18 protein-coding genes are annotated in these 26,421 nt (G+C 57.5%); 10 read left to right on the forward strand and 8 right to left on the reverse strand.

What is annotated here, in order from left to right:
• The first annotated feature begins 147 nt into the window (after nt 1-147).
• The 3 genes from BBOMB_RS07775 (at nt 148) to BBOMB_RS07040 (ending at nt 3,343) form a co-directional block, all read left to right on the forward strand.
• On the forward strand, nt 148-1,125 hold the full coding sequence (locus tag BBOMB_RS07775; RefSeq protein WP_052377581.1) for a hypothetical protein: 978 nt from the start codon (nt 148-150) through the stop codon (nt 1,123-1,125).
• A 90-nt stretch (nt 1,126-1,215) separates the two neighbouring features.
• On the forward strand, nt 1,216-1,938 hold the full coding sequence (locus BBOMB_RS07035) for a HisA/HisF-related TIM barrel protein (protein ID WP_044087779.1): 723 nt from the start codon (nt 1,216-1,218) through the stop codon (nt 1,936-1,938).
• Between the two features lie 67 nt (nt 1,939-2,005).
• Nucleotides 2,006-3,343 (forward strand): glutamine synthetase family protein, encoded by a 1,338-nt coding sequence (locus BBOMB_RS07040; RefSeq protein ID WP_044087780.1) that lies wholly within the window; start codon nt 2,006-2,008, stop codon nt 3,341-3,343.
• 489 nt (nt 3,344-3,832) lie between these two features.
• Here the strand turns inward: BBOMB_RS07040 and BBOMB_RS07045 are convergent, their stop codons facing one another.
• The gene (locus BBOMB_RS07045; protein ID WP_414133085.1) at nt 3,833-4,765 is read right to left on the reverse strand and encodes a hemagglutinin; all 933 of its coding nucleotides are present in this window, start codon (nt 4,763-4,765) and stop codon (nt 3,833-3,835) included.
• A 323-nt stretch (nt 4,766-5,088) separates the two neighbouring features.
• On the opposite strand from BBOMB_RS07045, the gene gmk reads away from it, so the two are divergent.
• Complete coding sequence (gmk, locus tag BBOMB_RS07050; protein WP_081867442.1) at nt 5,089-5,763, forward strand: guanylate kinase; 675 nt, start codon at nt 5,089-5,091, stop codon at nt 5,761-5,763.
• Nucleotides 5,764-6,058: 295 nt separating this feature from the next.
• Here the strand turns inward: gmk and ilvD are convergent, their stop codons facing one another.
• Nucleotides 6,059-7,918 (reverse strand): dihydroxy-acid dehydratase, encoded by a 1,860-nt coding sequence (gene ilvD / locus BBOMB_RS07055; protein ID WP_044087781.1) that lies wholly within the window; start codon nt 7,916-7,918, stop codon nt 6,059-6,061.
• Between the two features lie 633 nt (nt 7,919-8,551).
• Here ilvD and rpoZ point away from each other — a divergent pair.
• The 6 genes from rpoZ to fmt all read left to right on the forward strand — a co-directional run bounded on the left by rpoZ (nt 8,552) and on the right by fmt (nt 18,829).
• Entirely contained in the window at nt 8,552-8,839 is a 288-nt protein-coding gene (gene rpoZ / locus BBOMB_RS07060) for a DNA-directed RNA polymerase subunit omega (protein WP_044087782.1), read from the forward strand.
• A 1,313-nt stretch (nt 8,840-10,152) separates the two neighbouring features.
• Nucleotides 10,153-11,376, forward strand: a complete 1,224-nt coding sequence (gene metK / locus BBOMB_RS07070; protein ID WP_044087784.1) for a methionine adenosyltransferase — start codon at nt 10,153-10,155, stop codon at nt 11,374-11,376.
• Between the two features lie 826 nt (nt 11,377-12,202).
• Complete coding sequence (locus tag BBOMB_RS07075) at nt 12,203-13,510, forward strand: class I SAM-dependent methyltransferase (protein WP_044087785.1); 1,308 nt, start codon at nt 12,203-12,205, stop codon at nt 13,508-13,510.
• A 543-nt stretch (nt 13,511-14,053) separates the two neighbouring features.
• A complete protein-coding gene (locus tag BBOMB_RS07080; RefSeq protein ID WP_044087830.1) occupies nt 14,054-16,693 on the forward strand; it encodes a primosomal protein N' family DNA-binding protein in 2,640 nt (879 codons plus the stop codon).
• 217 nt (nt 16,694-16,910) lie between these two features.
• Complete coding sequence (locus tag BBOMB_RS07085) at nt 16,911-17,618, forward strand: HAD family hydrolase (RefSeq protein WP_044087786.1); 708 nt, start codon at nt 16,911-16,913, stop codon at nt 17,616-17,618.
• A 137-nt stretch (nt 17,619-17,755) separates the two neighbouring features.
• Nucleotides 17,756-18,829, forward strand: a complete 1,074-nt coding sequence (gene fmt / locus BBOMB_RS07090; protein WP_044087831.1) for a methionyl-tRNA formyltransferase — start codon at nt 17,756-17,758, stop codon at nt 18,827-18,829.
• Nucleotides 18,830-19,212: 383 nt separating this feature from the next.
• Here fmt and BBOMB_RS07095 read toward each other — a convergent pair whose 3' ends face one another.
• The 6 genes from BBOMB_RS07095 to BBOMB_RS07120 form a co-directional block, all read right to left on the reverse strand.
• A complete protein-coding gene (locus BBOMB_RS07095; protein WP_044087787.1) occupies nt 19,213-20,073 on the reverse strand; it encodes an inositol monophosphatase family protein in 861 nt (286 codons plus the stop codon).
• Nucleotides 20,074-20,208: 135 nt separating this feature from the next.
• Nucleotides 20,209-20,493, reverse strand: a complete 285-nt coding sequence (locus BBOMB_RS07100; RefSeq protein WP_044087788.1) for an HU family DNA-binding protein — start codon at nt 20,491-20,493, stop codon at nt 20,209-20,211.
• A gap of 145 nt (nt 20,494-20,638) precedes the next feature.
• Nucleotides 20,639-23,185 carry a lysylphosphatidylglycerol synthase transmembrane domain-containing protein gene (locus tag BBOMB_RS07105; protein ID WP_238549941.1) on the reverse strand — a complete coding sequence of 849 codons (2,547 nt, stop codon included), beginning with the start codon at nt 23,183-23,185 and terminating at the stop codon, nt 20,639-20,641.
• On the reverse strand, nt 23,182-24,669 hold the full coding sequence (purB, locus tag BBOMB_RS07110) for an adenylosuccinate lyase (protein ID WP_044087789.1): 1,488 nt from the start codon (nt 24,667-24,669) through the stop codon (nt 23,182-23,184). Before purB ends, BBOMB_RS07105 begins: the two co-directional genes overlap by 4 nt.
• Nucleotides 24,670-24,702: 33 nt before the next feature.
• The gene (locus BBOMB_RS07115; RefSeq protein ID WP_044087790.1) at nt 24,703-25,311 is read right to left on the reverse strand and encodes a DUF6466 family protein; all 609 of its coding nucleotides are present in this window, start codon (nt 25,309-25,311) and stop codon (nt 24,703-24,705) included.
• Nucleotides 25,308-26,387 (reverse strand): vWA domain-containing protein, encoded by a 1,080-nt coding sequence (locus BBOMB_RS07120; RefSeq protein WP_414133090.1) that lies wholly within the window; start codon nt 26,385-26,387, stop codon nt 25,308-25,310. Before BBOMB_RS07120 ends, BBOMB_RS07115 begins: the two co-directional genes overlap by 4 nt.
• Nucleotides 26,388-26,421 lie beyond the last annotated feature (34 nt).

Here is a 26,421-nt window from a genome sequence, read left to right on the forward strand (position 1 = left end):
ATGTGATTGCTGGGGATTGGCATTAGGCCTTGCCGGATAATAGACTTAAAGTACACATGGACGAAAGCACGGCGCCTGCTTTGTTGGGTTGGGAGCAGCTTTCGTCATAGCGATGGGCAGTGCGTCAGATACGAAGGGAAGGCCGTGATGGCTGAGGATGACGAGATTCGGCAGAACGACGACAACGAAGGCGAAGACGCCGATCGGCAGGAGTCGAGTCGCTCTGATGGCGAACGACGGAATGATGTGAGCCAAGAAGCTGACGGCAAGCATGATGGCGGAAGGAACGGAGGCCGTGATGGTCACAGCGATCACGCCGTCTCAGGTAAGGACGATGCTCAAGGTTCGAAGGCCCCGGATGTGTCAGTGCCGTATGAGTTCAACATCGATGACCTTTTCCCCTCCGGTGTGCCGGATGACCTGCCTGATTCCACGGATCCCGAGGGGCTTGACGGTTCGAACGGCACTACGGATGGTTCGAATGCCCATGGTGCGGAGCTTGGTGAAGGCTGGGATGCCGAGTCGCATGGGTTGTCTGACGGAGCCGCCCAGGACTCCGGCGAGGGCGCAATCGGAGCCGACGATGACCTCGAGCGGTTCGAACGCGAATTTGGAGGCACGCCGGGCGACGACTTTGATGATGAACTCGCCGGGTTGCTTGGAAACAAGGCCAAGACGGCCATACTCATCACCCGTCTGGTCTCGGCCGATCTTTTGGCGGCCTTCTGCCACTTGGCCGACATCTCAGCCGACTGCCTGGCCGATTCCAAAGGCGCCATCGCGGTGCTACGCAATCTGGACGGTGACGCTCCCGAAGCCGCGGCCAGGGACCTGACCACGGTAGTGCAGGACATGCCCGCAATTTTGTGCGTCAATCGTGCTGATAAACTCGAATCGACCTTGTATGTGGCCGGCAAGGCCACCGAGCAGAAGTTCCCGCCGCCAATCCTGTTCGAGTTCGCTCCGGCGTTCGTCGAAGATCTGGAACTGGGGGTCTGCGATGTGCGCGAACTCAGGATCAAAGGTGAGACCGTGGTTGATTCGGCGGATCTGGACCGCAGGAAAGCTATGAAGATCATCGCCGGTCATATCAAGTTCCGCAAGGGAAGGCCGAACATCGAATAGCTTTCCGAACGTATCCCTGGCCATTCGTACGTCCGTTCCGACGATGACAGGGTCTGCGCCGGAACGGACGTGTAGTGGAGAAGGTGTCATATGTTGACGTTGCTTCCTGCGGTGGATGTGCGTGGCGGCAAAGCGGTCATGCGCCAAGGTGCTTCGGGTATGGATTGTGCAAGCCCTGTGCAGATCGTGCGCGCATACGTGGACGAGGGGGCCACTTGGATTCATCTGGTTGATTTGGATGCGGCTTTCGGTACAGGTGACAATCGTTCGTTGCTGAGCGCAATCATCCGTGGGCTGCATGGAAGGGTCTCAATAGAGCTGTCCGGTGGCGTGCACGACGAGGAAAGCCTCGCCGCCGCGATCGGTGCTGGTGTCCAACGGGTCAATATCAGCACTGCGGCGCTCGCCGACATGCCTTGGGTTGTGCAGGCGTTGCATCGGCATGGTGGGAGTCTGGCCGTGTGCCTCGATGTGCGGGGACGTACTCTGTCGGCTCGTGGCGGCGCGTATGAGGGCGGTGATGTGTTTGACGCTCTGGACAAGCTGGATGATGCTGGGTGTTCGCGTTATATCGTCACCGATGTGGCGCACGACGGTATGATGAACGGTCCCAACATGGCTCTGCTGCGCGGCGTGGCTTCGCACACCACGGCCCATGTCACGGCTTCCGGTGGTATCGCCGGTCTCGAAGACCTGCGCACGCTCAAAGAGCTTAGCGAAGGCGAATGTCCGAATCTCGACGCCGTGATTGTGGGCAAGGCTCTGTACGCGGGTGCCTTTACATTGGCTCAGGCGCTGAAAGCGGTGCGGTGAGCGGCCATTAGTTGAGACCGGGTTTCGCTTCACCTTAATGTAATACTCGTGTGGAATAATCAAAAGCATGGATAAACAACAGGAATTCGCCCTGCGGACGGTTGAAGAGCGGGATATTCGATTCATTCGCCTATGGTTCACCGATGTGCTGGGGACGTTGAAGTCCGTGGCCATCGCGCCTGCAGAGCTGGAGGACGCCTTCAACGAAGGTCTTGGCTTCGATGGGTCTGCGATTGAAGGCATGACAAGGGTTTCGGAAGACGATATGATTGTCCGCCCTGATCCCTCCACCTTCCAACTGCTGCCGTGGCGAGGGGAGAGCCAGGGCACGGCGCGCATGTTCTGCGACGTGCTTACCCCTGACGGCGAGCCGAGTCTGGGCGATCCACGGCGTGTGCTAAAGAAGGAGCTGGCGAAGGCCAAGGAAAAAGGCTTCACGTTTTATGTGCATCCTGAAATCGAGTTCTACCTGTTCAAACAGCAGGAGGACTGGAGCCAGCCACCGGTTCCCATCGACCAGGGCACTTATTTCGACCACGTTCCGCGTAGTTCAGGCATGGATTTCCGCCGTGCTGCCGTGAACATGCTCGAGCAGATGGGCATTTCCGTGGAATACTCCCACCACGAGGTCGGGCCGGGGCAGAACGAGATCGACCTGCGGTACGCCGACGCTTTGGTGAGTGCTGACAACATCATGACCTTCCGCACGGTGGTCAAGGAGATATCGCTGGAGCGTGGCATCCACGCCAGCTTCATGCCCAAACCGTTGACCGATCAGCCGGGTAGCGGCATGCACACCCATCTGAGTCTGTTTGAGGGCGATGCGAATGCCTTCTATGAGCCCGGCCAGGAATTCAACATGTCGCTTGTGGCGCGTCAGTTCGCTGCGGGCGTTCTCTATCACGCCGCTGAAATCAGCGCCATCACCAATCAGTATGTCAATTCGTACAAGCGTCTATGGGGTGGTGCCGAGGCGCCGAGCTACGTGTGCTGGGGGCATAACAACCGGTCGGCGCTGCTGCGTATCCCGCAGTACAAGCCCGGCAAGGAGAATTCGGCGCGTATGGAGTACCGGGCACTCGATCCGGTGACCAACCCGTACCTCGCGTTCTCGGTACTGCTGGCGGCCGGGCTTGATGGTATCGAACAGCAGATGACCCTTGGAGACCCCACCTCGGACGACGTGTGGGGTCTCACCGATGAGGAGCGCAAGGCCATGGGCATCGAACCATTGCCGGCGTCTCTTGAGGAGGCCATCAAGGTCATGGAGAAGTCCGATTTTGTGGCTAATGTGGTCGGGGAGCATGTCTTCGAGTATTTCCTGCGCAACAAACGCAAGGAATGGTCGGATTACAGCCATCAGGTCACCGCATACGAGCTCAGCCGTTTCCTGCCTACACTGTAGACGGCAGTGTTCAGATTCGATTAGGTATAGGTTTTCTCCAAACCGAACGGTCTGTTGCACGAAAGGTCTGCGTATGCCTCTCGGGGAGAGGACGCGTGCGGACTGAATTTATCCGACTCAAGTGGTTCTGAGACGGTATGTAGGGATATGTTCGGCTTGGTTCCTGCTTTGTGCGGGTAGCTTGCGGTTCTTTGACGAGGCCGGATTTGAGATTTGCGTGGCAGGGTTCGCTCTGTTTGGTGAGCTTTGTATTGCAGCTGGATTGAAGTTGCATGGCACGGCTCGCCCTGTTGGATTGGAATCAAGTGGCACGGCCCTCTCTGTTGGATTTGTTCTGCGGAATCTGCTCGGTGAATGTTGGACAATCGTGTCCGTTCAACTGAACTCGCTAGGTTCAAATGAACCTTTCCCGGCTCGCGCCCGATGTCGTGGTTCCGTACGGTTTCATCGCCTCGACCTTGCATGGGGTGCAACGGGGCGACACAATTGCTATTTCCTCGGATCGCCGAACCAATTGGCATAAATCAGGGCAAAATTGCGGTTCCCATAGGCGGAGCATGAATCGCCTTCGCCGAAGCCTGCCCTAAGCGCCGCATCATTCGGCTGATAAGGGGTGTAGTTATACAGCAACGCGGTAGCGGAGTTGGAGATGTAGACCTGTGTGCCCCCGCAGGCCGCATTCGGGTTGAACTGCACATAATTGAGGTCGTTCGGATGATAGCGGTACTGGTCGTTGTGCTTTTGATAATACTTGAAGCGTTTCGCCGCGCCGAACACCTGTCGGAAGAAGCCGGCGTATTTCGGGTCGCACTTGGCGTCGTCCGGGCAGCTTAACCCCATCGCCGCCTTGAACTGGAATTCCGTTCCTGGATTGGGAGAGACCAGGTGCTGCTCCTTTTGCAGCACGGTGATGAGTACTGCGGGGCTCACTCCACATGCCTGCGCGGATTTGTATATGATCGTTCCGGCGCTTTCCTTACCGCCGCTTTGGTACGCCTCGCACAGGTCGTCCGACGCGATGTTCTCGGTGTCGAAGGTGCGTGCCGCAAGACAGTCGGAAGATGCGCAGCTGCGCTTGGGGTTCGTGATGAAGGCATTGATTTCGGCCTCGTTCATCGCGTCGGCGTTGAAGAACTGCTCGTCGGAGATGATGTTTCCTGGGTTGAAATCATACTCCTGAGCCAGTTGTGCCTGACGCTGCTTGGCCTCCTTGACTTCGACATGCCATTGCACCACCCGTATCAAGCCCATCACTAAAGCCAGGACGCAGATCGTCGCCAGAATGCCCGCGAAAACCGAACCCACACGTTTGATGGGACCCGATCGATGCCAGTAGCGTTCCAAGGGGGCGAAATAGGAACCACGCTTGCCAGTTCGTTTGCCGGTGTTGGTTCGTTTCCCGTTGTTACGTCCAGATGCCATATATTCGATGATACTCCGCTTTGACTACGTCAGAGGTGAATGATGACGGTTGAGGGTGGAACTCATGCACATGGTGAAACTGATGCATATAAGCGTTGCTATTTGTGAGGGTTTGCGGCACTTTTCGTGGCGGTTTGGAGGCCGAGCCCTGTACGGATGTGGATGGTTCGGTGGCTGTTGCTGCGCTTTGTGACGGTTTGCGGCAGCTTCTGCAACCGATTCGCTTTGTGTGGATTGTGCTTGACACATGGTGCTGTGTCTCGACACTATTCTGCGGGGCAGCGTGGCGGCTAGACTGAAAGCAGTTTTCGAAGGGGGATGCCATGAATGCACAGGAAACCGAAGGAACGCGCCCGGGCGACGGCGCTCAAGGTGCAAAGGTCTGCGGTGCCGGTACACGTTCCGTTTCAGGTGCGAGCGGTGGCAGGCTGGTCGTGCTTACCGGTCCCACCGCCGTGGGCAAGGGAACCGTCGAGGCCGCACTGTGCAAAGCACATCCCGAGGTCTGGGTCTCGGTGTCGGCTACCACTCGTGGTCCGCGCCCCGGTGAGGTGGATGGTAAGAATTATTGGTTCATGAGTGAGGCCGAGTTCCTGGACAAGGAGCGCGCCGGCTGGTTCTTGGAGACGGCGACCGTCCACGGTATGGCGCACTACGGCACACCGCTGCAGCCTGTACTTGACCATTTGGCGAAGAACATCCCCACGATTTTGGAGATCGACCTGCAAGGCGCACGCCGGGTGCGTCAGCGTGCTGCGGAACTGGGGCTGGAGATGGTGTCGGTGTTCATCGCGCCACCGAGCTACGACGAGTTGGTGAAGCGGCTGGTCGGGCGTGGCACGGAGAATGAGGAGCAGCGCAGACGCAGGCTTGAGACCGCGAAGGTGGAACTCGCCGCAGAGTCCGAGTTCGACGTGACCATCGTCAACGACGAGGTGCCCCATGCTGCCGCCGAGCTGTGGGATGTCATCGCGAAGGAATACGGGCTGCTTGAGTGAGTTCGGGTTGCTGGAGTGAGTTCGACGTCGTACGGTCAAATTTTCATGCCAACGGTATTTCGGGTTTGGCTGTTTCTGAGATTACTGTGAATCATCTGTTCTGCTGACCTGTGTTGCTGAATTTGGCGGGCATGTCGAATCCGGCCACCTGCACATTGATGAGCCCGATTTCAGGTATGTGAAATCTGCAAAGGAGCCATAGGAGTACGGCTGCAAGGTGAGGTGTTGGGATTACTGCGTCACCTTGCAGGTATCGTTTGGGTGAGTCCTGGTCAATGTAGCAGGCTTGGACTTTTCACGCCAAACCGCTGAGCTTGTTGATGAGATCGGGGTCGCGGGTGGCACCCTTGTCGGCGGAGCGCGCGAAGGCGGCGTAGGCTTTGAGTGCCAGGGACACCTTGCGGTCGCGATGCGCCACGTAGCCGTCTCCCGCTTCGAGTTCACGCCTGCGCTGTTCGAACTGCTCGTCCGTCAGCTCCACATTGATGCTGCGTGCGGGGATATCGATGTCGATGATGTCGCCGTCACGAATCAGAGCGATTGGACCCTTGTTTGCTGCCTCTGGAGCCACGTGCCCGATTGACAGGCCGGAAGAACCGCCTGAATAGCGCCCATCGGTGATCAGCGCTACGTCCTTGCCGATGCCCTTGCCCTTCACGAATGATGTGGGATAGAGCATCTCCTGCATGCCCGGCCCGCCTTTGGGACCTTCGTAGCGAATCACCAGCGCCTCGCCCTTCTTGAGCTTGTCGCCGAGGATCACGTCCACCGCCTGTTCCTGGGATTCGACCACTCGCGCCGGTCCGTGGAACTTCCAGATGTTCTGCGGCACGCCCGCGGTTTTTACCACGCAGCCGTCGGGTGCCAGGTTGCCGCGCAGTATGGCGAGTCCGCCTTCCGTCACGGCTGGGTGCTCGATGTCGTGGATCGCGCCGTTCACGCGGTCGGTGTCTAGGTCGTTGGAAAGCGTTTCGTGGGTGAAAGGCTCCGGCGAGGTGATATGGCCGGGCGCCGCACGGTACAGTTCCTTGGCTTCAGGCAGACAGCTGCTGCGCATGATGTCCCAGTCGTTCAGTTTGGCCTGCAACGTGGGGTAATCCACGGAATGCACATCCTGATTGAGCTTGCCCGCGCGGTCGAGCTCGCCCAGAATGCCGCAGATGCCGCCGGCGCGGTGCACGTCGGGAATCTCCCAATCCCCCGATGGGCTGGCCTTGCAGATGCACGGCACAGTGTGGCTGATGCGCTCGATGTCGTCGAGCGTGAAGTCAACGTCAGCGCTCTGCGCCGCCGCAAGAATGTGCAAGACCGTGTTGGTGGAGCCGCCCATCGCCACGTCCATGGTCATGGCGTTCTCGAAGGCGTGCTTGGTGGCGATGCAACGTGGTAGCACGCTTTCGTCGTCTTCGTCGTAGTAGCGGTGTGCCAGTTGCACTGCCATCCTGCCTGCCCGCTCGAAGAGCTGCCTGCGGTATCCGTGCGAGGCTAGCGTCGTGCCATTGCCGGGAAGTGCGAGACCCAGAGCCTCGGTCAGGCAGTTCATCGAATTCGCCGTGAACATGCCGGCGCATGATCCGCAGGTGGGGCAGACCGTCTTTTCATAAGCGAGCAGATCCTCGTCGGAGACGTCATCGTCGGCGGAGGCGTACATGACGTCAATCAGATCCGTCGTCTGCGTGGTGCCGTCCGAAAGCGTGGTCTCGCCGGCCTCCATGGGGCCGCCGGACACGAATATGGTCGGGATGTTGAGCCGTAAAGCCGCCATGAGCATGCCGGGCGTTATCTTGTCGCAGTTGGAGATGCAGATCAGAGCGTCGGCGCAGTGCGCGTTGACCGAGTATTCGATGGCATCGGCGATGATGTCACGACTCGGGAGGGAATACAGCATGCCGGTGTGGCCCATGGCGATGCCGTCGTCCACGGCGATCGTGTTGAACTCACGGGGGATGCCGCCCGCCTCTTTCACCGCATTCGAAACCACACGCCCCACTTTGTTGAGGTGCACATGTCCAGGCACGAATTCGGAGAACGAGTTGGCGATGGCGACGATGGGCTTTCGACCAAGGTCGTCCCCGGCGACGCCGGCGGCGCGATAGAGTGCCCGGGCTCCGGCGAACATGCGGCCGGTCATGATGTTATGTGAGCGCATTTGCATGGTTACCAGTTAAGCGCCGGTTACGCCTATGGAGATGCGTGATGACCGCATGGTGGACGTCTGTGGTTCTGCCGGTGGAGAAGTATGATTGGGTGAATTGCAAAGGTTGCTGAACGTAATCCTGTGCGTTCATCTCGATTAGTTGAAAAGTGCGGCTGGGTGAATTACGAAGAACCGTGTTCTGCGGGTCACCTGCCTACCTGGTCCTTCTGTTGAGACTTGGCGGCCTGGCGTATGGGGTTTCGGGTTTTGGACGATATTCATAGGTTTCCGTTTGTTCAAGTGACTGGTCCGTGCTGGTTTCGATCGGCTTTGGTCGAATTTGATGGGGTTTATTTGACTCTCGTCGATTTGGTTGGCGGCGCTTGGTATTGGGCGGCTTTGATTTGCTGAGCTTGATGTTGGGCGGCTCTCGTTGACTTCGGTTGAGACATGGGTGGGGCTTGGTCGGCCATGCTCGGCTTTTCCGGACCACGAACCTTCTCTTAGCTGACGTACCTGTTACCGTCCGCCTTGGTTTTTGGTCTGTGTAGGAGCGGCCGGATGCTGCTTCGTGTATATCGTCCCGTGCCACTATAATGAAATCTTTAGAAAGTTCATCAATTCAAGTCAAACATATTGTGGGGGTTACTCATGGAATTCGGCACCGATCCTACGCCAACTGGACTTGCGGATCCGACAATCGATCAGCTTTTGGAGCACGTCGATTCCAATAAGTACTCGCTTTCGATTTTCGCGGCCAAGCGTGCGCGGCAGATTAACTCGTACTTTACTCAGCTCAACGAAGGCCTTCTGCAGAACGTCGGCCCGCTCGTTGAATACAAGAACCAGGAGAAGCCGCTTTCCATCGCCTTCCGTGAGATCGACAGCGGACTGCTGGAGGAGACGCTGGCTCAGGATGATTTGAGTGAGGGCAACTGATCGCTCTCATGCAAAGGTATGCAAGGCCCTGTCGCGTATGCGCCGGGGCTTTTTAGTAAGTCATATGTGATTGCGTTTCGTAATTGACGATATGGTTCGCCTGAGCTGCGCCAAACTGATGTTTTTGCCTTCATTTCGGTCGTAGTTTTTCGTCGTCTGGTCGTCAGGACGTATCCGTTGTTCTTTGTCTATTATTTGTCAATCATCCGGCCGTTAGATCGTATCTGTTGTTCGTTTGCCGGTCGTCTGATGCCGGGACGTGTCCATTGTTCGTTTGTCCGTTTGTTGGTCGTCGAGCTGTGTTCGTCGTTCCTTCACCCGCTGTCCATTGGACTGAGTTATTTGGTCATTACCTGATTCGATTGCTGCAGCTTGTGCCGTTCTGCGGCAGTTTTCGTTACATAGGAGTGCTATTGCTACATTTCCTGCCTCTTTTAGGGAACGGTGTTCAGGACGGACTTTGAGTTCATTGCCTTCCGATGGCCGCTTGGTGATCGCTGAATTCGATGGCATGGGGAAATTCGTCGATGAAGACATGACTGGCAGTCCGTAGCACCAAGGCGATTCGCCATGAAGAACGCGGCAGGGAGCGAGCATTGGAAAGCCATGACCCGAACGCGGATAGTTCTGCTTGATTTCGAGCGGGTCATGAGGCGTGTGCCTGTGGTTGAAGCCATACTGCGCGCTGGTGCGTTGCAAACCGGTCCAATGCGTAATCACGGTGGGAGGTGTCTGAATGGTTGGCGGGTTATGAGGACAGACTAATTGTCTCGGATTGTGTCGGTTGAATGAGGTGGCAGGAATTGCATCGCGTTCTTGCGGAATACTGGCGCTTCATTCGTGAATTTGGTGTCGTGCTTGGGTCGGCTGCCGTCCGATATCTGTTCGCTTTACAGTGCTGTCAGTGGTGTCCGTTGCAATTTTTGCCATTCTATGGGATGTTTTGTAAACAGTGTCGCCGTGTGTTGCTCTTTGTGTAGGATAATGGCACAAACTGAAACATCCGCTGAAGGCATGGTTTCCCTATAGGGCTTCACAGGGTTTTGTAGTGTTTCGCGGATCGTTGTGGATTCATTTGAATCGTTGCAGGGCTTTTGCGGATCGTTGTAGGGCTTTGCGAACCGTTGCGGGCCTTCGTGTGAACCATGGTGTTGTTGCATGAACTTGTTGTAAGGCCTTTATGGTGCGGGGGCAGTACAGTGAACCACCTGTCGGCATTGCGATAGAGGACTGCGAGTACGATTGCTACCTGTATGTATACACGTTCGTGCGCCTGTTCTGCGTGGCGCCGAGCATGGAAGAAAGAAGTGAATATGGCTGTTGAACGCCGTTTAATTTCCGCTGAATCTGTAACCGAAGGACATCCTGACAAAATCTGTGATCAGATTTCTGATGCGATTCTTGACGATATGATTCGTCAAGACCCTCATTCCCATGTGGCGGTGGAGACTTCGGCCGCCGTCGGGCAGTTTTTCGTTTTCGGTGAGGTAAACAGCAAAGGCTATTCTGACGTACAGTCCATCGTGCGTGACGTGGTGCGCAATATCGGCTACACCAGTTCGGAAGTAGGACTTGATGCCGATTCCTGTGGTGTGCTGGTTTCCATTACCGGTCAAAGCAGCGAAATCAATCAAGGTGTCGCGCGTCTGAGCGAGCAACAGGAGTCCGCCGCTTCACGTGAGGAACGTTATGAAGCTCAAGGTGCCGGCGATCAAGGAATCATGTTCGGCTATGCCTGCGACGAGACCGACGCTCTTATGCCGCTTCCCATTTATTTGGCACATCGGCTGGCCTTCCGATTGGCGCAGGTGCGCAAAAAGGGCATCGTCCCGAATCTTCGTCCGGACGGCAAGACGCAAGTGACGATCGAGTATGACGAAGACGACAGGCCGACGCGGGTCGATACGGTGCTCATCTCCACTCAACACGACCCGGATGCAACGCATGACTGGCTGGAACGGGAGTTGAGGGAGAAGGTTGTCGAACCGGTGTTGGACGAGGTGTGCGGTTCAGTCATCGAGCATGACGATTACCGTATGCTTGTCAACCCGACCGGTTCCTTCATTCTTGGAGGTCCTGCCGCTGATTCAGGACTCACAGGGCGCAAAATAATCGTGGACACCTATGGTGGCGCGGCTCATCATGGTGGCGGCGCCTTCTCCGGCAAGGATCCGAGCAAGGTGGATCGCAGCGCGACCTATGCGACACGTTGGGTGGCCAAGAACATCGTCGCCGCGGGTTTGGCGCACAAAGTCGAGATACAGGTGGCCTATGCGATAGGTGTAGCCGACCCGGTAAGCATCAACGTGAACACCTTCGGTACCGCCGCGGAGGGGGTCAGTGATGAGCGGATTCAGGCTGCGGTACGCAAGGTGTTCGATTTGAGACCTGCCGCCATTATCGACGAGCTCGATTTGCTGCGACCGATATATCTCAAAACTGCCACGTACGGCCATTTCGGCAGGAATGATCCTGACTTCACCTGGGAACGCACCGATAAGGTCGAGGATTTGAAATCGGCGATTGTGCAGGGGTGAAAGTCGTCCGTTCGCTGGTTCCGTGAGCTGTTCGTTTTTGTTCGTGTAGCAGACGTTCCCCCGGTGATTGGAGGACTGGCTGCTTCATGTCTGATAGAAGTGTTGTGCGTCAGAGCTTGCGGTCAATACGGGGACACGGTGTTTTCGCCGTGTCCCTTTTGTATCTTCTTCGAATCCTCCTGTAGTTGAAGATCCTTGATTTGTGTTGGTTTGTTTATATGTCAGCCCATCAGTCCGTTCGTTTGTTTATTCCTGCGTTCGTTCATTGGTCCGCTTGTCAGTCCGTCCGTTTCGTTCGTTCTGTTCGCTCGCCCATACGGTCATTCGTTGTTCATGTATTCCTCGGTTCGAGCATCGTCGGCTCGTCCCCTCGTACCCTCGTGTCGCCCCGATTTGGTTTGGCCCCAAGTTGGTTTCGCTCTTCTGGTTGCCGTTATGTTTCGTCGCGCCCTTGCCGGCACGTTCGTCGTTTCGTGGGCGGAAGATGCCTGTCCTATTGCCCTCTGGCTTTGTCGTCCCTGAGCTTGTGTACATGGTTTGAGCGGATATCGATCATTGGTTCGACGGTATCGCTTGTTAGTTTGCTTTCAACGCACCGATTGGTGGGATTGCGCCGCACTGGGTTGTCCGTGAGATTGTCCGTATGCATGTACATGCGCATGCATACGTACGATCCAGTGTCGGGTTTGTCCGATGGAATCGTCGCGCGAATCGAACGCAGCTGATTCATGAAGATGGGTGGATGACTTCGCGGGCTGCGAACCGTGTCTGAGTTAGGCAATAGAGTAGTGCTTACTGGAAATTGTGTTTTGACAGGAGGCGGAGTATGTCCACGATGACTGTGGCGGAAATGATAGGGCTGTTTCTCAAAGACAGCGGCAAGATAAACTTCACTGCGTTCGACGGATCGAGTTTCGGCCCGCAGGATGCTCCGATTCACATCATGGTTAATAATTCACGAGCGGTGTATTACATGGCCGACCATCCCAATGACCTTGGTCTTGCACGTGCCTATCTCCAGGGCGACATCAGCTCACCTGAGCTTATTCCAGGCGACCCCTACGAGGTCTTCAAGGCTTTGATGGGTCTCAAGTCGGATTTGAAGAAGCCAAGTCCAGCTGAAGCGGCCAAGGCGCTCGCATCCGTGTATTCCCACGGCATCCGTCATCCCGAGCCTCCTTCGATTGAAGGGCCCAGCCGCTGGAAGCGCCGTGCGGAAGGCCTTTTGCCTCATACCGAAAAAGGTGATTCGGCAACGGTGAGCTACCATTACGATCAGTCCAACGAGTTTTACCGTCTGTTCTTGGGGCCATCGATGACTTATACCTGCGGTGTCTTCACCGAAGACGATCCTTCGCTTGACGACGCTGAATGGCGCAAGCTCGACCTCGTGCTTGACAAGCTGAATCTGAAGCCGGGCGATCGCCTGCTTGACATTGGTTGCGGCTGGGGCTCCATGGAGATCCGTGCGGCTCAGCGCGGCATCAAGGTGCTCGGTGTCACGCTCGCCGGCGAACAGGTAAAGTGGGCTCAGGAATGGATCAAGCGTGAGGGTCTGGAAGACCTTGCTGAAGTTCGACAGATGGATTACCGTGAAGTTCCTGAGGGTGATTTCGACGGCATCTGCTCGCTCGGCATGATGGAACATGTTGGTTTCAAGAACTACCCACCGTACTTCAAGGAAATCTTCGACAAGCTCAAGCCCAATGGACGTCTGCTGAACCATCAGATTACGCGCGTCAACTCGATGGCGACCCACTATCCCGGTGAGTTCATCGACCGTTACATCTTCCCTGACGGCCAGTTGGCATCTCCGGGTGAGATTGAGACGGTGATTCAAGACACGGGCTTCGAGGTCGTTGATCAGGAGAACCTCCGCCAGCATTACGCGCTGACGCTGCATGGTTGGAACAAGAATTTGGTCGCCGGCTGGGATCGTGCCGTAGAGTTGATGGGCGAGCCCAAGGCGCGTCTGTGGGGTCTGTACATGGCCGCTTGCGCCGTCAATTTCGAACTGAACAACATTCAGATTCATCAGTTCCTGTGTGTTCGTCCGGATGACTCCAAGATGACCGATCACTACCCGCTGCGTCCGTGGTGGGTCAAGGATGCAACGGTCAAGTCCGAGAAATAAAGACGTATCCATCGCCGGGCTTTCCGGTGCATGATTGCTGCTCCCGCGTTCTGCGACATTCGTTGCTGCTGAGCGTGGGAGTTTCGTTTACCTGGGCTGGGCTCGGACGGATTGGTGGCATAGGGTGTCTGGAACCCGAATCACGGGTCTCTCATGTCTCTTCATTCCTTCAGGTCTCTTTAATCATCGCTATCCCTTTCTTTAATTCATTAATTCTTTAATTCGTTGATTTCTTAACCCTCTAATTCTTTGATTTCTTAACCCTCTAACCCTTTGATTTCTTAACCCTCTAACCCTTTGATTTCTTGATTTCTTAATCCCTTGACTTATTGACATATTAACTTATTGGCCTATTGGCCTATTGGCCCATTGGCCCATAAATCTCCTGCCACCTAGTCCCTTAGTCCCGTTCGCGATGCCTCGATACCGATGCCGTCCGACGAAATGAACGTCGTTTGCAAAAGGGTCTCCGCACTTGCGCTAGACTCAAGTGTTGAGAACATGTTGAAGTCGGATTCGAGCAGGGTGAAAGGTGGTGTAGCGATGGCGGATGGGTCCGGTCAGGAGGTGGAGCAGCCGGCATTCGAAGGTCTCGCCCCGCGCAAACGGCGCAAGCGCAAACCGCGGGAGCGCCATCCTGCCGCGTGGAATCCCGTCGTGCAGGTCGTGCTTGATATCCAGGCCACGCATTTGGGCCGACCGTTCGATTATCTTATCGAAGAGAAGGATTCCGATGCCGCTCGACCCGGGGTGATGGTGCGTGTGCGTTTTGGCAGGCAGCGCGTCAACGGCATCATCTGGGCACGTCGTAGTACCAGTGATACGCCGGAATCGGCGTTGCGCTTCATCGAGCGCGTGGTCACTCCTGAAGTCCTCGTCAGCGCCTCCATGCGGCGTGACATTACCGCCATTGCCGATGCATACGGTGGCACGCCTGCGAACATCCTTCGTCTGGCATTACCGCCTCGTGTGGCTCGTGTGGATCAGGAACAACGACTTGCCGTGCTGGGTTCGGGCGTGCTTTCCGAAGGTCGGGAGCCCTCGGGCCGGTTCGGTGGCCCTGATGATGTCACGCAGATTGACGACGGCGATGTAGGACTCGGCGTCGCGGGCCGCGATGGTTCTGACGCCGCTGACATACCTCAGGTTCCTTATGACACCGGGCTTGCAGGTGGCGTGACGAGACTTTTGCGTCGTCATATCGATGGCGTGATGCTGGGACGTGAGTTCAGCCGCATGCAGGGGCAGTACGACGAAGCTACGGCGTTGCGGGATGCGTTGTCGTCCAGTGGTTTCTCCTCGTTTGTCTTCGATTCATTGCCCGGCCCTGCCCAGTGGGCGCGGGAGTTGGCGTGGATGACGGTGCAGGCTTTGCAGACCGGCCGTGGTGCGGTGCTTGTTCTGCCTACGATGCGTGAGGTGAACGACATGATGCGTGCGTTGGGGCGATATGGATTGAAACCTTTCACGCGCACCAAGGCAACGCATGGCGGGTTTTCCGGAGACGTGGCGCCGTTGTGTGCGGTCATGGCTCCTGCTGAGCGCTATCGCTCCTATCTTGCCGCCGCGACCGGTCAGGTGCGTTGCGTGATCGGCACGCGTGCGGCCATGTACGCCCCATTGGAAGGTGAGGCGCTGTTCGCTCTTATGGAAGACAACGCATATCAATATGCGGATGGCATGATGCCTTATGCACGGGCTCGCGGCGTGCTGCGTCTGCGCGCCCGTGCGCATGGCGGGACGTTCGTGTCTCTGTCCAACGCGCGCAGTGTGTTGAGCCAGTGGGAGAGCCAAGCGGGCGCGCCCTGCGCGGAGATTCCTGGGGCGCACGCGGATGCCGCCCTTGCGGTGGGTGCGTTTCAGGGGAAAGTTGATGCCAAGCATTCGAGCCGCGAGTCCGAGGAGGGACGTGCGGGCGCGCCGCCGTCGCTTGAACGAGGGGATGAAGGCTCGCCGATTGGTTCCGGTGCCAAAAACGATGTGGATGATCCGGCTGTCGACAACGGGGTTGTGGAGATTGGCGTGACAGGTCCAAGCAAGGCAGTCCACCCATTGCAGGTTGCCGTTCGTGAGGCTGCGCCCTGGACTCGATGGTTCAACCGCGATGAGCTGACCCGTCTGGCTGACCCGACGATTGGCGCCAGAGTGCCGCATAGCGCCGTCCGTATCCTGTCTGAAGCGCTGGAACGTGGCCCCGTGCTGTTCTCCATACCACGAGATGGCGTTACGTCGGCGTTGAGCTGCGCCTATTGCCATCGTCAGGCGAGATGTCCTCGCTGCACTGGCCCGCTATTGCAGGATGAGGCGGGTAAGGCGCCACGTTGTGCTTGGTGCGGAGCCGTATGTGTGGATTGGACATGTCCGGCCTGCAGACATGACCGTCTGCGCGTCGTGCGGGTAGGTGCGGCCGGCACCGCCGAAGAGCTGCAACGGTTGTTCCATGGTGTGGACATGGTCATCTCCTCTCCGCATCAACCAGGTGGTGTTATTGAGGACATCGATGGCGTGGTGGGCATGTCGAAGGGCGATGCCCCTGCGAACCAAAGCGGAAGGCGCCCGCTGATCGTCATCGCCACGCCCGGTGCGGAGCCCAGATTCACCAACGGGTACCAGGCGGTGGCGATCCTCGACGCCTGGACCAGCCTCTATTCCCAAAGCCTAGATGCGCGGCCCGATGTGTTGACGTCCTGGATGCGTGCGGTGGCATTGTGCGCTCCGAGAGCCGAGGGGGGTCAGGCGCTGATCTTAGGGGAGACCGACCCCGTCATCGCCCGTTCGCTCCTGCTTTGGGATTCTCGGGTCTTGGCCTCCGACGAGCTTATGAGCCGGCGCGAGACCGGCCTTCCACCGGCTGTTACGGCCGCCGCCGTTTGGGGTCGGAGGGACGCCGTCGAACAGGCCCTACGGCGTATAGGTGCCGTACAAGGGGATATCGATACCGTCATATGCTCCACTGGCCCTCAACCAGCGGTTCTGGGGCCGGTGTCGATACCTCAGCCGCACACCATGGAGGCTTGGGAGCTGGATTCCACGCTCATCGATCGCGTGAAGGCCGTGGTGCGTGTACCACAGCGCATGCGTGCCGGTTTGGCTGGACGTCTGCACGACGCTTCTGCGCGTCATGTGGCAGGCCGCGAGACCGGTGAGCTACGTTTCCAAATCGATCCCAAAGATCTGGATTGAGCCCGGCATGTCTTATCGCATATCAGGTAACGTATCCGCCCGTATGTCTCTTGTTGCTTGCGTCCTTTTGCCTGCGTCGTTGCGCCTGCCGTTGTGTCTTTCGGAGCGTCTGTTCCTTTCTTGCTCCCGTGCGGGTCTGTCCACGGAACAGCCGGTACCCGTTAGGGTGTTCCTGTAAAGTGAAGGTAGAGGACGTCGACTGACGAGGAGGGTTGCGATGAAGGGTTGGCCGGGTGAACCGGAAATGGAGTACGACAAGGTGATGTCGGAGGGCAAGGCGAGTGATGCCGAGGGCCAGTCGGTCACGGATGTCCTGTTCGACTTCGGCAACGTGCTGGTGAAGTGGGATCCCCAGCCCGTCATGACTCCTCGATATTCGCAGGAACTCGTCGACGCGTTCCTTGATAACGACATCTCGGGGTTTTACGATGCGAGCGATGCCATGGATGCGGGCGGGACCGAAGCTGAAGTCATCGCCGATGTCCGGGCCAGATATGGTGAGCCTTGGGTGTCCATGCTGGAATATTACTTCGCCAATTTCGAGGATTCGCTCGTTGGTCCCATTCCCGGGGCGCGTGTGCTAGTCAATGACCTCAAGGCCGCCGGCATCGGGGTTTGGGGGCTTTCCAACTGGGCCGTCGAGTTGTTCGGCCCGGCGAAGAAACAGTATCCGATTCTGAGCTCGCTCGATGATTCGGTGGTGTCGGGTTACGTGAAACTCCGCAAGCCGCATACGGACATCTTCGAATATGCCGTGGAAAGGTTCGGTGTTGATCGCCGCCACTGCCTGTTCGTGGACGATAAAGCCATGAATGTGGTGGGTGCGAACCAAGCCGGCATTCGGGCGTTGCGCTTCTCCGACGCGGTCAAACTACGTGAGACTTTGGTCGGCATGGGTGTGCCGATTCCCGCCGTGCAACACTGAGTCACGTTGTGCGACAATGAATCTCGCCGTGCGCGTGACGTTTGGGGGTTGGTTGCATGGTTTGCAGTCCATGCATCGAGGCTTTTCATATAAGGTGGTGCATGATAGTCTGTATCGGGCTTTGAAAAGAGGTAATGATGCTCAGAGTGTTGTTTGCAGGTACTCCGGAGGCAGCTGTTCCTGCTTTGGAGACGTTGGCCGCTGATACAGAACACTTCGAGGTGGTGGCTGTCCTGACCCGGCCTGATGCGGTGCGCGGAAGAGGACGCAGGCTGAGCGCAAACCCGGTGAAACAGGCGGCCCGTTCCTTGGACATCCCGGTGTTGGAATGCGACCCAAGCGAGCCTTCCTTCCTCGATGAACTCAAGGCAACCGGTGCTCAGGCGGGAGCGATAGTCGCGTACGGGAAGATACTGCGTCAACCGGTGCTTGATGCACTGCCGATGGGCTGGTATAATCTTCATTTTTCGCTGCTTCCCCAGTGGCGTGGAGCGGCTCCGGTGCAGAGGGCCATATGGTCCGGCGATTCGCTGACGGGTGCCACTGTGTTTCGGCTGACTGCGGGTATGGATACCGGTCCCATTCTGGCGCAAAGCACGTTGGAAATAGGGAAGCACGACACTTCCGGCGATGTGTTGCGACGGCTCTCCCAGGAGGGGGCGCGCCTGCTTGAGGCCGCGCTTCAAGCTATGGCGGATGGTCAGATAGCACTTCAGGAACAGCCTCAAGGCGCGTACGAGGTGGCGCGGAAAATCACTTCAAAGGACGCTCGAATACGTTTTGACGTTCCCGCGTTTGCGGCGGACCGACAGATTCGCGCCTGCACGCCGGATCCCGGTGCTTGGACTATGCTTCATCTTGGGTCAGACATTGGGACGACGAAGGGCAACGGCAGAGTCCACACCATTGCCGGCGCAAAAGCCGGTGCGGAGGTTCCGGAGGATTCTTCGCAGGCTTCCGTGGATGCCGCCCAGATGCTTCACGTACTGCGCGCGCATGTGGTCGAGGAGCCAGATACCACCGGTGGTTCAGGCGCCGTGCCGCAGACGCTCGAACCAGGAAAGCTGTTCGTGACGAAGAAGCATGTTTGGGTAGGTACTCTTTCCGCGCCGTTGGAATTGGATGAAGTCAAACTGCAGGGCAAAAAAGCGATGCCGGCGGCGGATTGGGCAAGAGGCGCCCACCTGGGTGATGGCGCATACCTGGAATGATGCTATCCCCATGTCGTCGCTGCGACGTCATCGCATCGTCTTCGTAGAAATAGGGCGGAACCGAATACAAAGGCGTATCGTCGTCCAAAGACAGACGGTTGAGGTGTGCCTGCCGATGGAGAGTGGTCGCCACCAAGACAGACTGACTGGAAACCTGTGACTATGATGTCCGTCAGGAATTGTCACCCAGGGGCATTCGTCCGGGAACTACCTCCGGAAACTTCCGTTGTTCCCCCCCAATGGTCTGGTGTCTCTTCCCGAAAACGACTGCCCTAGGATGGTGGTCGCGCTTCCAGGCGGTTTTCAGGGGTGTTTTTTGTTTTTTGGGCAGGTACCTGGGGAGAAGGTGGCTTAGCGGCATCGGCCGCCTGAGAAACAGTGGATTAGGAATGATTCGAAGGGACGAAGGGAAGACGTTGGAAATACGGTTCCAGCTCATTGATGATCAGTCCGTTGGATGCCACGATATCGTTTTCGCCACGCCAGTGTATCGTGTCGTCGAACCACTGGGTCACTTTGCCCTGGGCTTGACGGACGACCACGGTCCCCGCCGAGACCGCCGGAATGTCCCATTGATGCAGATGCGGTTCGAAGTAGGCGTCGTATGTGCCATCCGCGACTTTGCACAAATCCAGTGACACTGGTCCTATGCGCTTTATGTCGGCCGGCTTCTCAGCGATGAGTCCAAGCAGCGCGAAGGCGCGAGCGGACTCTTCAGGGACGTGGGACATGCCGAAACCTACTACCGACCCCTCCAGGGAGCTGAGTGCGGATGGCATGATTCTTTCCTGCTTGTCACCCACCGGTGTTCGACGTATGCGGATGGCTCCCTCGCCTTCCGCGGCCAAATAGGTCATCCCCAAAGCCGGAGCATGCACCACTCCTAAGATGGGGTGGGCGTGGGTGGCGGTGACGAATTCGAAAAGCGAAACGGTTATGGTCCATTCAGGCATGTTGCGAGCGAAATTGATCACGCCGTCAATGTTACCCACACACCAATAGCGGTCACCTGGTTGGCCCTCTTCGGGTCTGTCTCGCCACATGCCTTGGTACGGCTCAAGATACGTAAGGCGGTTCTCGATGAAATCCACGAGTTTTTTATCGATTATCGACTCCAATCGCACCCGCGTATCGGGTATGGATGAGAGATTGAGATCGTGAGGATTCGTTTGCGTTTGGAACGCGTGCTTACCGGCATCCTGTACGATGCGCCCGACTTCCAACGCTATATCTCTTAAACTCATACTGACCTTCCATAATTTGGAGTCCGAAGCAACACTGCTTACCAATGTACATTATACTCAGTGCGCCCTGCCGTGGCACAAAAAAAGTCCCTGATCTCTCGGTGAGACCAGAGACTTAAAACCAAGGATTTACGATCACTTGGAAGTAACGGCCTTCTTCAGCAGGGAGCCGGCGGAAATGCGCACGCCGTAGGATGCTGGGATCTTGATGGTCTCGCCGGTACGCGGGTTGCGGCCGGTACGTGCGGCGCGCTTTACGCGTTCGGCGGAGAAAAGACCGGTGAGCTTCAGACCTTCGCCGGACTTCATGGCTTCGACGAAAACATCCTGGAAGGCGTTGACGGCGGCTTCCGCCTGTGCCTTGGTGAGGTTGGACTTCTGGGCGATCTTCGAAACGAGATCAGACTTGTTGTATGCCATGGATATGATCCTTTGCTAATAGCGGTTCCTGCTATTTTGCAGGCACCTCGATCACTACTCATTTTAGCGCAACATATCTCAAATCTCCGCCTTTTATAAGGGTTTTGCAGTACTTTTTGCCTAAAAAACCTCGAATTTCGGAAAATTACAACAAATCGTGCTTGGTTAACCGTTTCATGGCGAAGGCTCCGATGGGAATGCGCAGCCAGTAAAAAGCCACGCGGTATACCAAAGTGGCGGAAAGCGCCACGGCCGCGGGCACTCCAATGGAAGTGAAGGCAAATGTCAGAGCAGCTTCCACCGCGCCCAAGCCTCCTGGTGTGGGCACCGCGGATCCGAGCGTATTGGCGAGTATGAAGACGAAGATGACCTCCACTGGGTTGCTGCTGTAGCCGAAGGCCATGAGCGCACACCAAAAGCCCAGTCCGGTTGCGATGTTGAGGATCAGCGCGCCGGCGACTCCCCAAGTCAGCTTTATGGGTTGGCTCAACACATCGAGAAGCTGATTGATATAGGACTTGACGATGGGTAGGTATTTGTCGATTAACAGGCGGCGCAGCGGAGGAATAGCCATGGCGACGCTCGCTATCAGCACTATCGCTCCTATGACCACGATCAAAGTGTTGCCCGGCACCATCCCCGAGAACGTGTTGCGACCTGTGAAAAGACCTATTACCAGCAGAAGCAGCACGGTGGTAGACCCTTGGACAATCCACGTGGCGCTCATGATTGCAGTAGCCGCTGTGTTTTTGTATCCGTTTTTGCGCAGGAACTGAAGATTGACGAAGGCCGGGCCCACACCGGCCGGCATCGAGACTGCAGTGAAACCAGAAGCCGCTTGAGAGTAGAAGAGCGCTAAGGGACCGGGCCTGTGCTTTTTATCTGTGAGCGAACCCAGGGTGAGGGCGCATCCGGCCCAAGCCAACATCGAGAACGCAAGGCTCGCCAAGGCCCACCAGATATTCGCCGCACGCACGGCCGCTATGACCTCGTTCGGTTTCAGCTGGGTGAAGATGACCGCGACGGCTACGATCAGCAGCGTTATGGATAGGAATGATTTGAGATTGAAACGGGCGAGTGTGACCTGTTCCTCGCCCTGTCGCTCCTCTGGCGGTATCAGACCGGCCAGTTGTTCGCGCATCGTCGTGATGACCTGCTTGTTCCAGCCGGGAAGGTCGCGCGTCTCGCTGGGAACGACCACTTTCTGCACGAACGGTGCGAGCGCGGCCAAGGTCTTGGTTCCCCATACCCTTTGGGCGGTGACGATGGCCTGTTCGCGTCCAAGAAGAACGTACATCAGTACGAGGAGCTGCACCTTGTCCACTGCCACGTTCGTCGAAGAGCTGGCGCAGTCGCCGTTCTGCCATCCTGAGATGACCAGGCTTCCGTCAGCGAGCCGAGAGAGCGTCTGCGGCGTGATCCGTCTATGCGTGTAGCCATGGGCATTGGCGCGTTCCAGATATTCCATGAATTGTGCGGCGTCATCCGGCGTGATTGTCGAATAGTCATACGCGCGGGGTGGGTTGTCGGCATCGAACACCAGAACCGAGGATTCCTCGCTGTCCGCCACGCCATAGGAGTCAGGTGTCTTCAGCCCGCAGTTCTTCAGCCCCAGCAGCATTGCAAGATGGTGGTGGTTGGCGTCGCTGGCGGACTTGTCGAGGCGCACGGAAACGTCGTTGAAACGCAGTCCCTGCCATAGCTGATGCAGATATCCGGCGTTGTGCGGTTGTGCGTCGAGCACCGATATTGTGTAGGTTCTTCCGTCGTAGTCCATGGCATCGTAGATGCGGGAGTTTTCGATGAGGTCGTCGTCGAGTGTGGCCTGGAGAATTCCGGTCTCCTCGTTGCAGCCGTGCCGCCGGTGCAAACGGACGAGATCGAGCCCTATGCCCTTCATCAGGAGCACGATCTGCCTGCCCCATAGTCCGGTATTGCTCGTTCCCATGCCGAAACGCAGTAGCATGCCGATGATTCTGCCCGTCGAAAAGGAGACGATCACTCCGGGAACCGATTGCCAGGAAAGTACGATGCAGATGACGGCGACCGCGTAAAGCGTGTTCCAGCTCCACTTAACGCTAGGTCTTATCTTGCGTGGGCCGGCAACGGTGAGGAATGCACCCAGCCCTGCATAGATGTCGGGAATGACCACCGTCGATGTCAAGCCATTCGGCGGGGCGAGGGCAGCGCTCAGTGCCGGAATGCTCATGCGCGTAAGGAGCAGCGAGAAAATGAAGATCGCCCAATACCCGGCAAACAGCGCCACCACGCTGATTGCCGATTGCAGCCATTCGCGGCTTATCAGCAGGGTGATCAGAACGCCGATGACGATAATGAACGATGTCAGCTGCTGCAATACCGAAGACGGTACCACCATGAGCCATTCCAAGGCCGGAGCAGCGGTTCGGGCGTCGTGTTCCACCCCATTGGTCAGCCCACGCATATACACCGCGGCGAGGATGATGCCTGCGGATAGCAGCAAAGCCGCGACGGCGTGCAGCAGATCATTCGGATTGTGCGTGCGTTTGGGCGGAACGTCGTCTATGTCCATGGTGTCATCGGTGCCGGCGGACGACGTTCCCCATCTTGCGACGGTGTTTCTGCTGGTATGTCCCTGTGGAATCGGGACCGTCTGCATGCCGTCCTGTTCCGGGTCCGGTGGGATGATGGGCGATTCTGAGCTGTCGGTCATTGCTGCGGTAATCCAAGGTCGTTGTGTTCGGTTTCATCCTGCGGTGCCTCGAAGTCCACCAAACGGCGGGCCAGACCGGTATAGCTCCGAGGTGTGAGGGATTTGAGGCGTTCCGAGGTGGCCTCGTCGAAATCCAACGAGTCAATGAAAGCCTCGACGTCGGACTTTCCGATTTGCCTGCCGCGCATGAGTTCCTTGACCTTCTCGTACGGGCGTTCCATTCCCGGCCTTCCCTGAAGCTCCTGTGCCCTCATGGCCGTTTGAATGGGTTCGCCGAGCACTTCCCAGTTGCGTTCCAGCTCCGAGTTCATCACGGTTTGGTCCGGATGGATCGAATGCAGGCCGCCGTCAAGATTGTCGAGCGCCAACAGCGAGTAGCCCAGTGCCGCGCCGATATTGCGTTGTGTGGTCGAGTCCGTCAGGTCGCGCTGCCAGCGGCTTTCCACCAGGGTCGATGCAAGGGTGTCGAGGAGCGAGCATGAGAGTTCGAAGTTGGCTTCCGCGTTTTCGAAACGGATGGGGTTGATCTTGTGGGGCATCGTCGACGAGCCTGTGGCGCCTTTGACGGGTACCTGTACGAATACTCCACGCGAAATGTACATCCAAGCGTCAACGGCCAGGTTGTGGCAGACACGGTTGAAATGGCTGATCGACCCGTAGAGTTCGGCTTGCCAATCGTGGCTCTCGATTTGGGTGGTCAGTGGATTGAACGTCAGTCCCATCCTGTGCTCGATGAATTCACGGGATACGGCGATCCAATCGACGTCGGGGCAGGCCACGGTATGCGCCCCGAAAGTGCCGGTCGCCCCGTTGATCTTTCCTAGGTATTCCTGCTGTTCGATATGCCGAATCTGCCGGCGAAGGCGGTGCACGAAGACCGCTAGTTCCTTGCCGAGCGTCGTCGGCGTGGCTGGCTGTCCGTGAGTCAGCGCCAGTAGAGGCATGTCACGGCAATCCCGTGCCTTGCGTGCCAGGAAGTCGGTCATGCGGCGTGCGGCGGGGAGCCATACCTGTTCGACGGCCTTTTTGATGCAACGTGCGGTGGCGCAGTTGTTGATGTCTTCGGAGGTGCATGCGAAATGCACCAGTGTCTTGAGTCTGGGCAGTTGGGTCTGCGCACCGAGGGTGCCGGTGGATGCGTCCAGGAAATCATCGATGTAATATTCCACCGCTTTCACGTCATGATGGGTCTTCGCCTCGTAAGCCGCATGTCGTGCTATGCCATCCTGAGCGAAGCCGTCCACGATGGAGCGCAGATAATCCTGCTCCTGAGGGCTCAGCGGCTTCACGCCGGGCACCACTGGTCGGTTCGAGTTCTCCGGGAAGCCGTTGGCAAGCAGAATCATCCACTCGACCTCCACCGCTATGCGCTCCCTGTTAAGCGCCGCCTCACTGAGGTATTCCACCAAAGGAAGCGTCTGCTTGCGGTAGCGTCCATCAAGGGACGTCAAGGGAATTGCAGGGGTGATTTCGGTCAGTCTCATAGTCCCTAGACTACCGCCAGCCGTAAACGTGGTTTACCAAGGTTTGGCATCGGTATCGCCGGCCTTGGGACGCGGCTGATTCGGCTTGTCGTTCTGGCTCGTCGCCCCCTGGTTCGCTTTGAGAACACGCTCCACCTCCTGCCGCTGTTCCTCCGTCAGGCCTTGGTGGCGTGCGCTCTCATCGTTCATTCCATTACGCGCCTGTTGCTTCGTCCCGCCACCGTTGGCATTGTTCGTTTGCCGGCGCTTGTTCTCAGCGAGCTTACGGCGCGTGGCGGCTGCAAGGTGCTGCGTGACGTCCACGTTTTCGTCGATTCTGGTCGATAACGATCGGGCGAGTATGGGTCTGAAGCGACGTGCCTCATCGTATTGAGCCTGTGTCTGTTGGGCCTCGTTGAGAACGTTGTTCAGATCCGCGTCTGGTCTTTTCGCCTCAGCGATACCGAGTTCCAATCTTTGTGTAGCCTGATTGTAGGTGTCGATGGCTGCAATGTTCACGCAGGCGCATGCAGCGGCCAGGAGGGCCAACACGGCGATGACAGCGAGTACGATTCGTACACAGAGCGCAGCCCGTGGAGCCTTCCCCGTAGGGGAGGGGCTGGTTGATGGCGTCTGGTGGGCGTTGTTCGCATCGACTTTCATATCAGTCTCCTTGACGTTGCAATCCACGCGCCTAGTTCGAAGCACAGCAAAACGGCCGTCACGATCGCCATCGGCCAGACGATGGGGTTGAGGCGTTCATGGCGTTTGTAGGTGTCATTGATGTGCCACTGACGCGACCGTCGCACCGCATCGCCTTTGTCCAGGCGTGAATCAGGGCCCGTGAACACCGTTTTGCCACTGAGCTCATCTGCGATGCTTTCCAGGGACTTCTTGTCCATCACCGATATGCCGGGCTGCCCGGTCGTGGGGTCGTTGACCCAGTGTTCGGATTCGTTCCCCTTTCCGCTGCCGTCTTGAGAATCCGTGGGGTCTTTTGGCTGGGAGGTGATTTCCGGGATCTTTCCGCCTTGGCTCGACCCGACGCCGACAACGAAGGCCGCGTCGATATACTGACGCAGCGATGAGAAGGACCGGCGTGCCTTCGGTGAGGTCTGCTCGCCGTCAGTGATGATGTACAACACGATGGTGTCGTGGGCCCTTCTGGTCCTGATGGACTTGAGGTGTACCAGAAGCTGGTCGATGGGCGCATCGAGCGATGACCCCGCTGAAAGAGCGGTGGCCTCAGGCTCTAGGTGCGCCGCCCAGTCCCGAACAGCCTGCGTGTCGGGTGTGAGAGGAACGTCAACGCTGGCTGACGCCCCGAAGCGCAAGGCCGAAAAACTGGCGTCAGGATAGAGCCCGGTCAAATCGTCGATGGCGGCATGTGCGGCATCGATTCTGCGCACGCTGTCCTGTGTGCCGTACCGGGCGTCCTTGACTGCCATCGACCCTGTCACGTCCGTGGCAACGACTACATCGGTGGCGTTCACCGCTCTTGTTCGTGTGGGCTGCTGCACGCTCGGGGTGAGGGTCATCATCGCAATCATGAGGCAGATCAGCGTGCGACGCACACAGCCCCAGAGTGTCTGGTCGCTCGCAGCGCCGTGGCCGTCACGTTCAGCTTGTTTTGTTCGCACATAGACGAACACGCATGCCACTGCCGCCAGTATCATCAACACGGCCAGAACTCCGCCGACCGGCCACCCCAGGGTCGGGGTGAATTCCATTTGCGGCAGGCCGGCGGCGGATCGAGCGGGGATCTGGGTCGTG

This window comes from Bifidobacterium bombi DSM 19703 (genome assembly GCF_000737845.1).
Taxonomy (GTDB): domain Bacteria; phylum Actinomycetota; class Actinomycetes; order Actinomycetales; family Bifidobacteriaceae; genus Bifidobacterium; species Bifidobacterium bombi.

Excerpts from the sequence above, each read along its gene's own strand:
- BBOMB_RS07775 (WP_052377581.1), top strand. The coding sequence starts at position 148 with ATGGCTGAGGATGACGAGATTCGGCAGAACGACGACAACGAAGGCGAA.
- BBOMB_RS07035 (WP_044087779.1), top strand. The coding sequence starts at position 1,216 with ATGTTGACGTTGCTTCCTGCGGTGGATGTGCGTGGCGGCAAAGCGGTC.
- BBOMB_RS07040 (WP_044087780.1), top strand. The coding sequence starts at position 2,006 with ATGGATAAACAACAGGAATTCGCCCTGCGGACGGTTGAAGAGCGGGAT.
- BBOMB_RS07045 (WP_414133085.1), bottom strand. The coding sequence starts at position 4,765 with ATGGCATCTGGACGTAACAACGGGAAACGAACCAACACCGGCAAACGA.
- gmk (WP_081867442.1), top strand. The coding sequence starts at position 5,089 with ATGAATGCACAGGAAACCGAAGGAACGCGCCCGGGCGACGGCGCTCAA.
- ilvD (WP_044087781.1), bottom strand. The coding sequence starts at position 7,918 with ATGCAAATGCGCTCACATAACATCATGACCGGCCGCATGTTCGCCGGA.
- rpoZ (WP_044087782.1), top strand. The coding sequence starts at position 8,552 with ATGGAATTCGGCACCGATCCTACGCCAACTGGACTTGCGGATCCGACA.
- metK (WP_044087784.1), top strand. The coding sequence starts at position 10,153 with ATGGCTGTTGAACGCCGTTTAATTTCCGCTGAATCTGTAACCGAAGGA.
- BBOMB_RS07075 (WP_044087785.1), top strand. The coding sequence starts at position 12,203 with ATGTCCACGATGACTGTGGCGGAAATGATAGGGCTGTTTCTCAAAGAC.
- BBOMB_RS07080 (WP_044087830.1), top strand. The coding sequence starts at position 14,054 with ATGGCGGATGGGTCCGGTCAGGAGGTGGAGCAGCCGGCATTCGAAGGT.
- BBOMB_RS07085 (WP_044087786.1), top strand. The coding sequence starts at position 16,911 with ATGAAGGGTTGGCCGGGTGAACCGGAAATGGAGTACGACAAGGTGATG.
- fmt (WP_044087831.1), top strand. The coding sequence starts at position 17,756 with ATGCTCAGAGTGTTGTTTGCAGGTACTCCGGAGGCAGCTGTTCCTGCT.
- BBOMB_RS07095 (WP_044087787.1), bottom strand. The coding sequence starts at position 20,073 with ATGAGTTTAAGAGATATAGCGTTGGAAGTCGGGCGCATCGTACAGGAT.
- BBOMB_RS07100 (WP_044087788.1), bottom strand. The coding sequence starts at position 20,493 with ATGGCATACAACAAGTCTGATCTCGTTTCGAAGATCGCCCAGAAGTCC.
- BBOMB_RS07105 (WP_238549941.1), bottom strand. The coding sequence starts at position 23,185 with ATGACCGACAGCTCAGAATCGCCCATCATCCCACCGGACCCGGAACAG.
- purB (WP_044087789.1), bottom strand. The coding sequence starts at position 24,669 with ATGAGACTGACCGAAATCACCCCTGCAATTCCCTTGACGTCCCTTGAT.
- BBOMB_RS07115 (WP_044087790.1), bottom strand. The coding sequence starts at position 25,311 with ATGAAAGTCGATGCGAACAACGCCCACCAGACGCCATCAACCAGCCCC.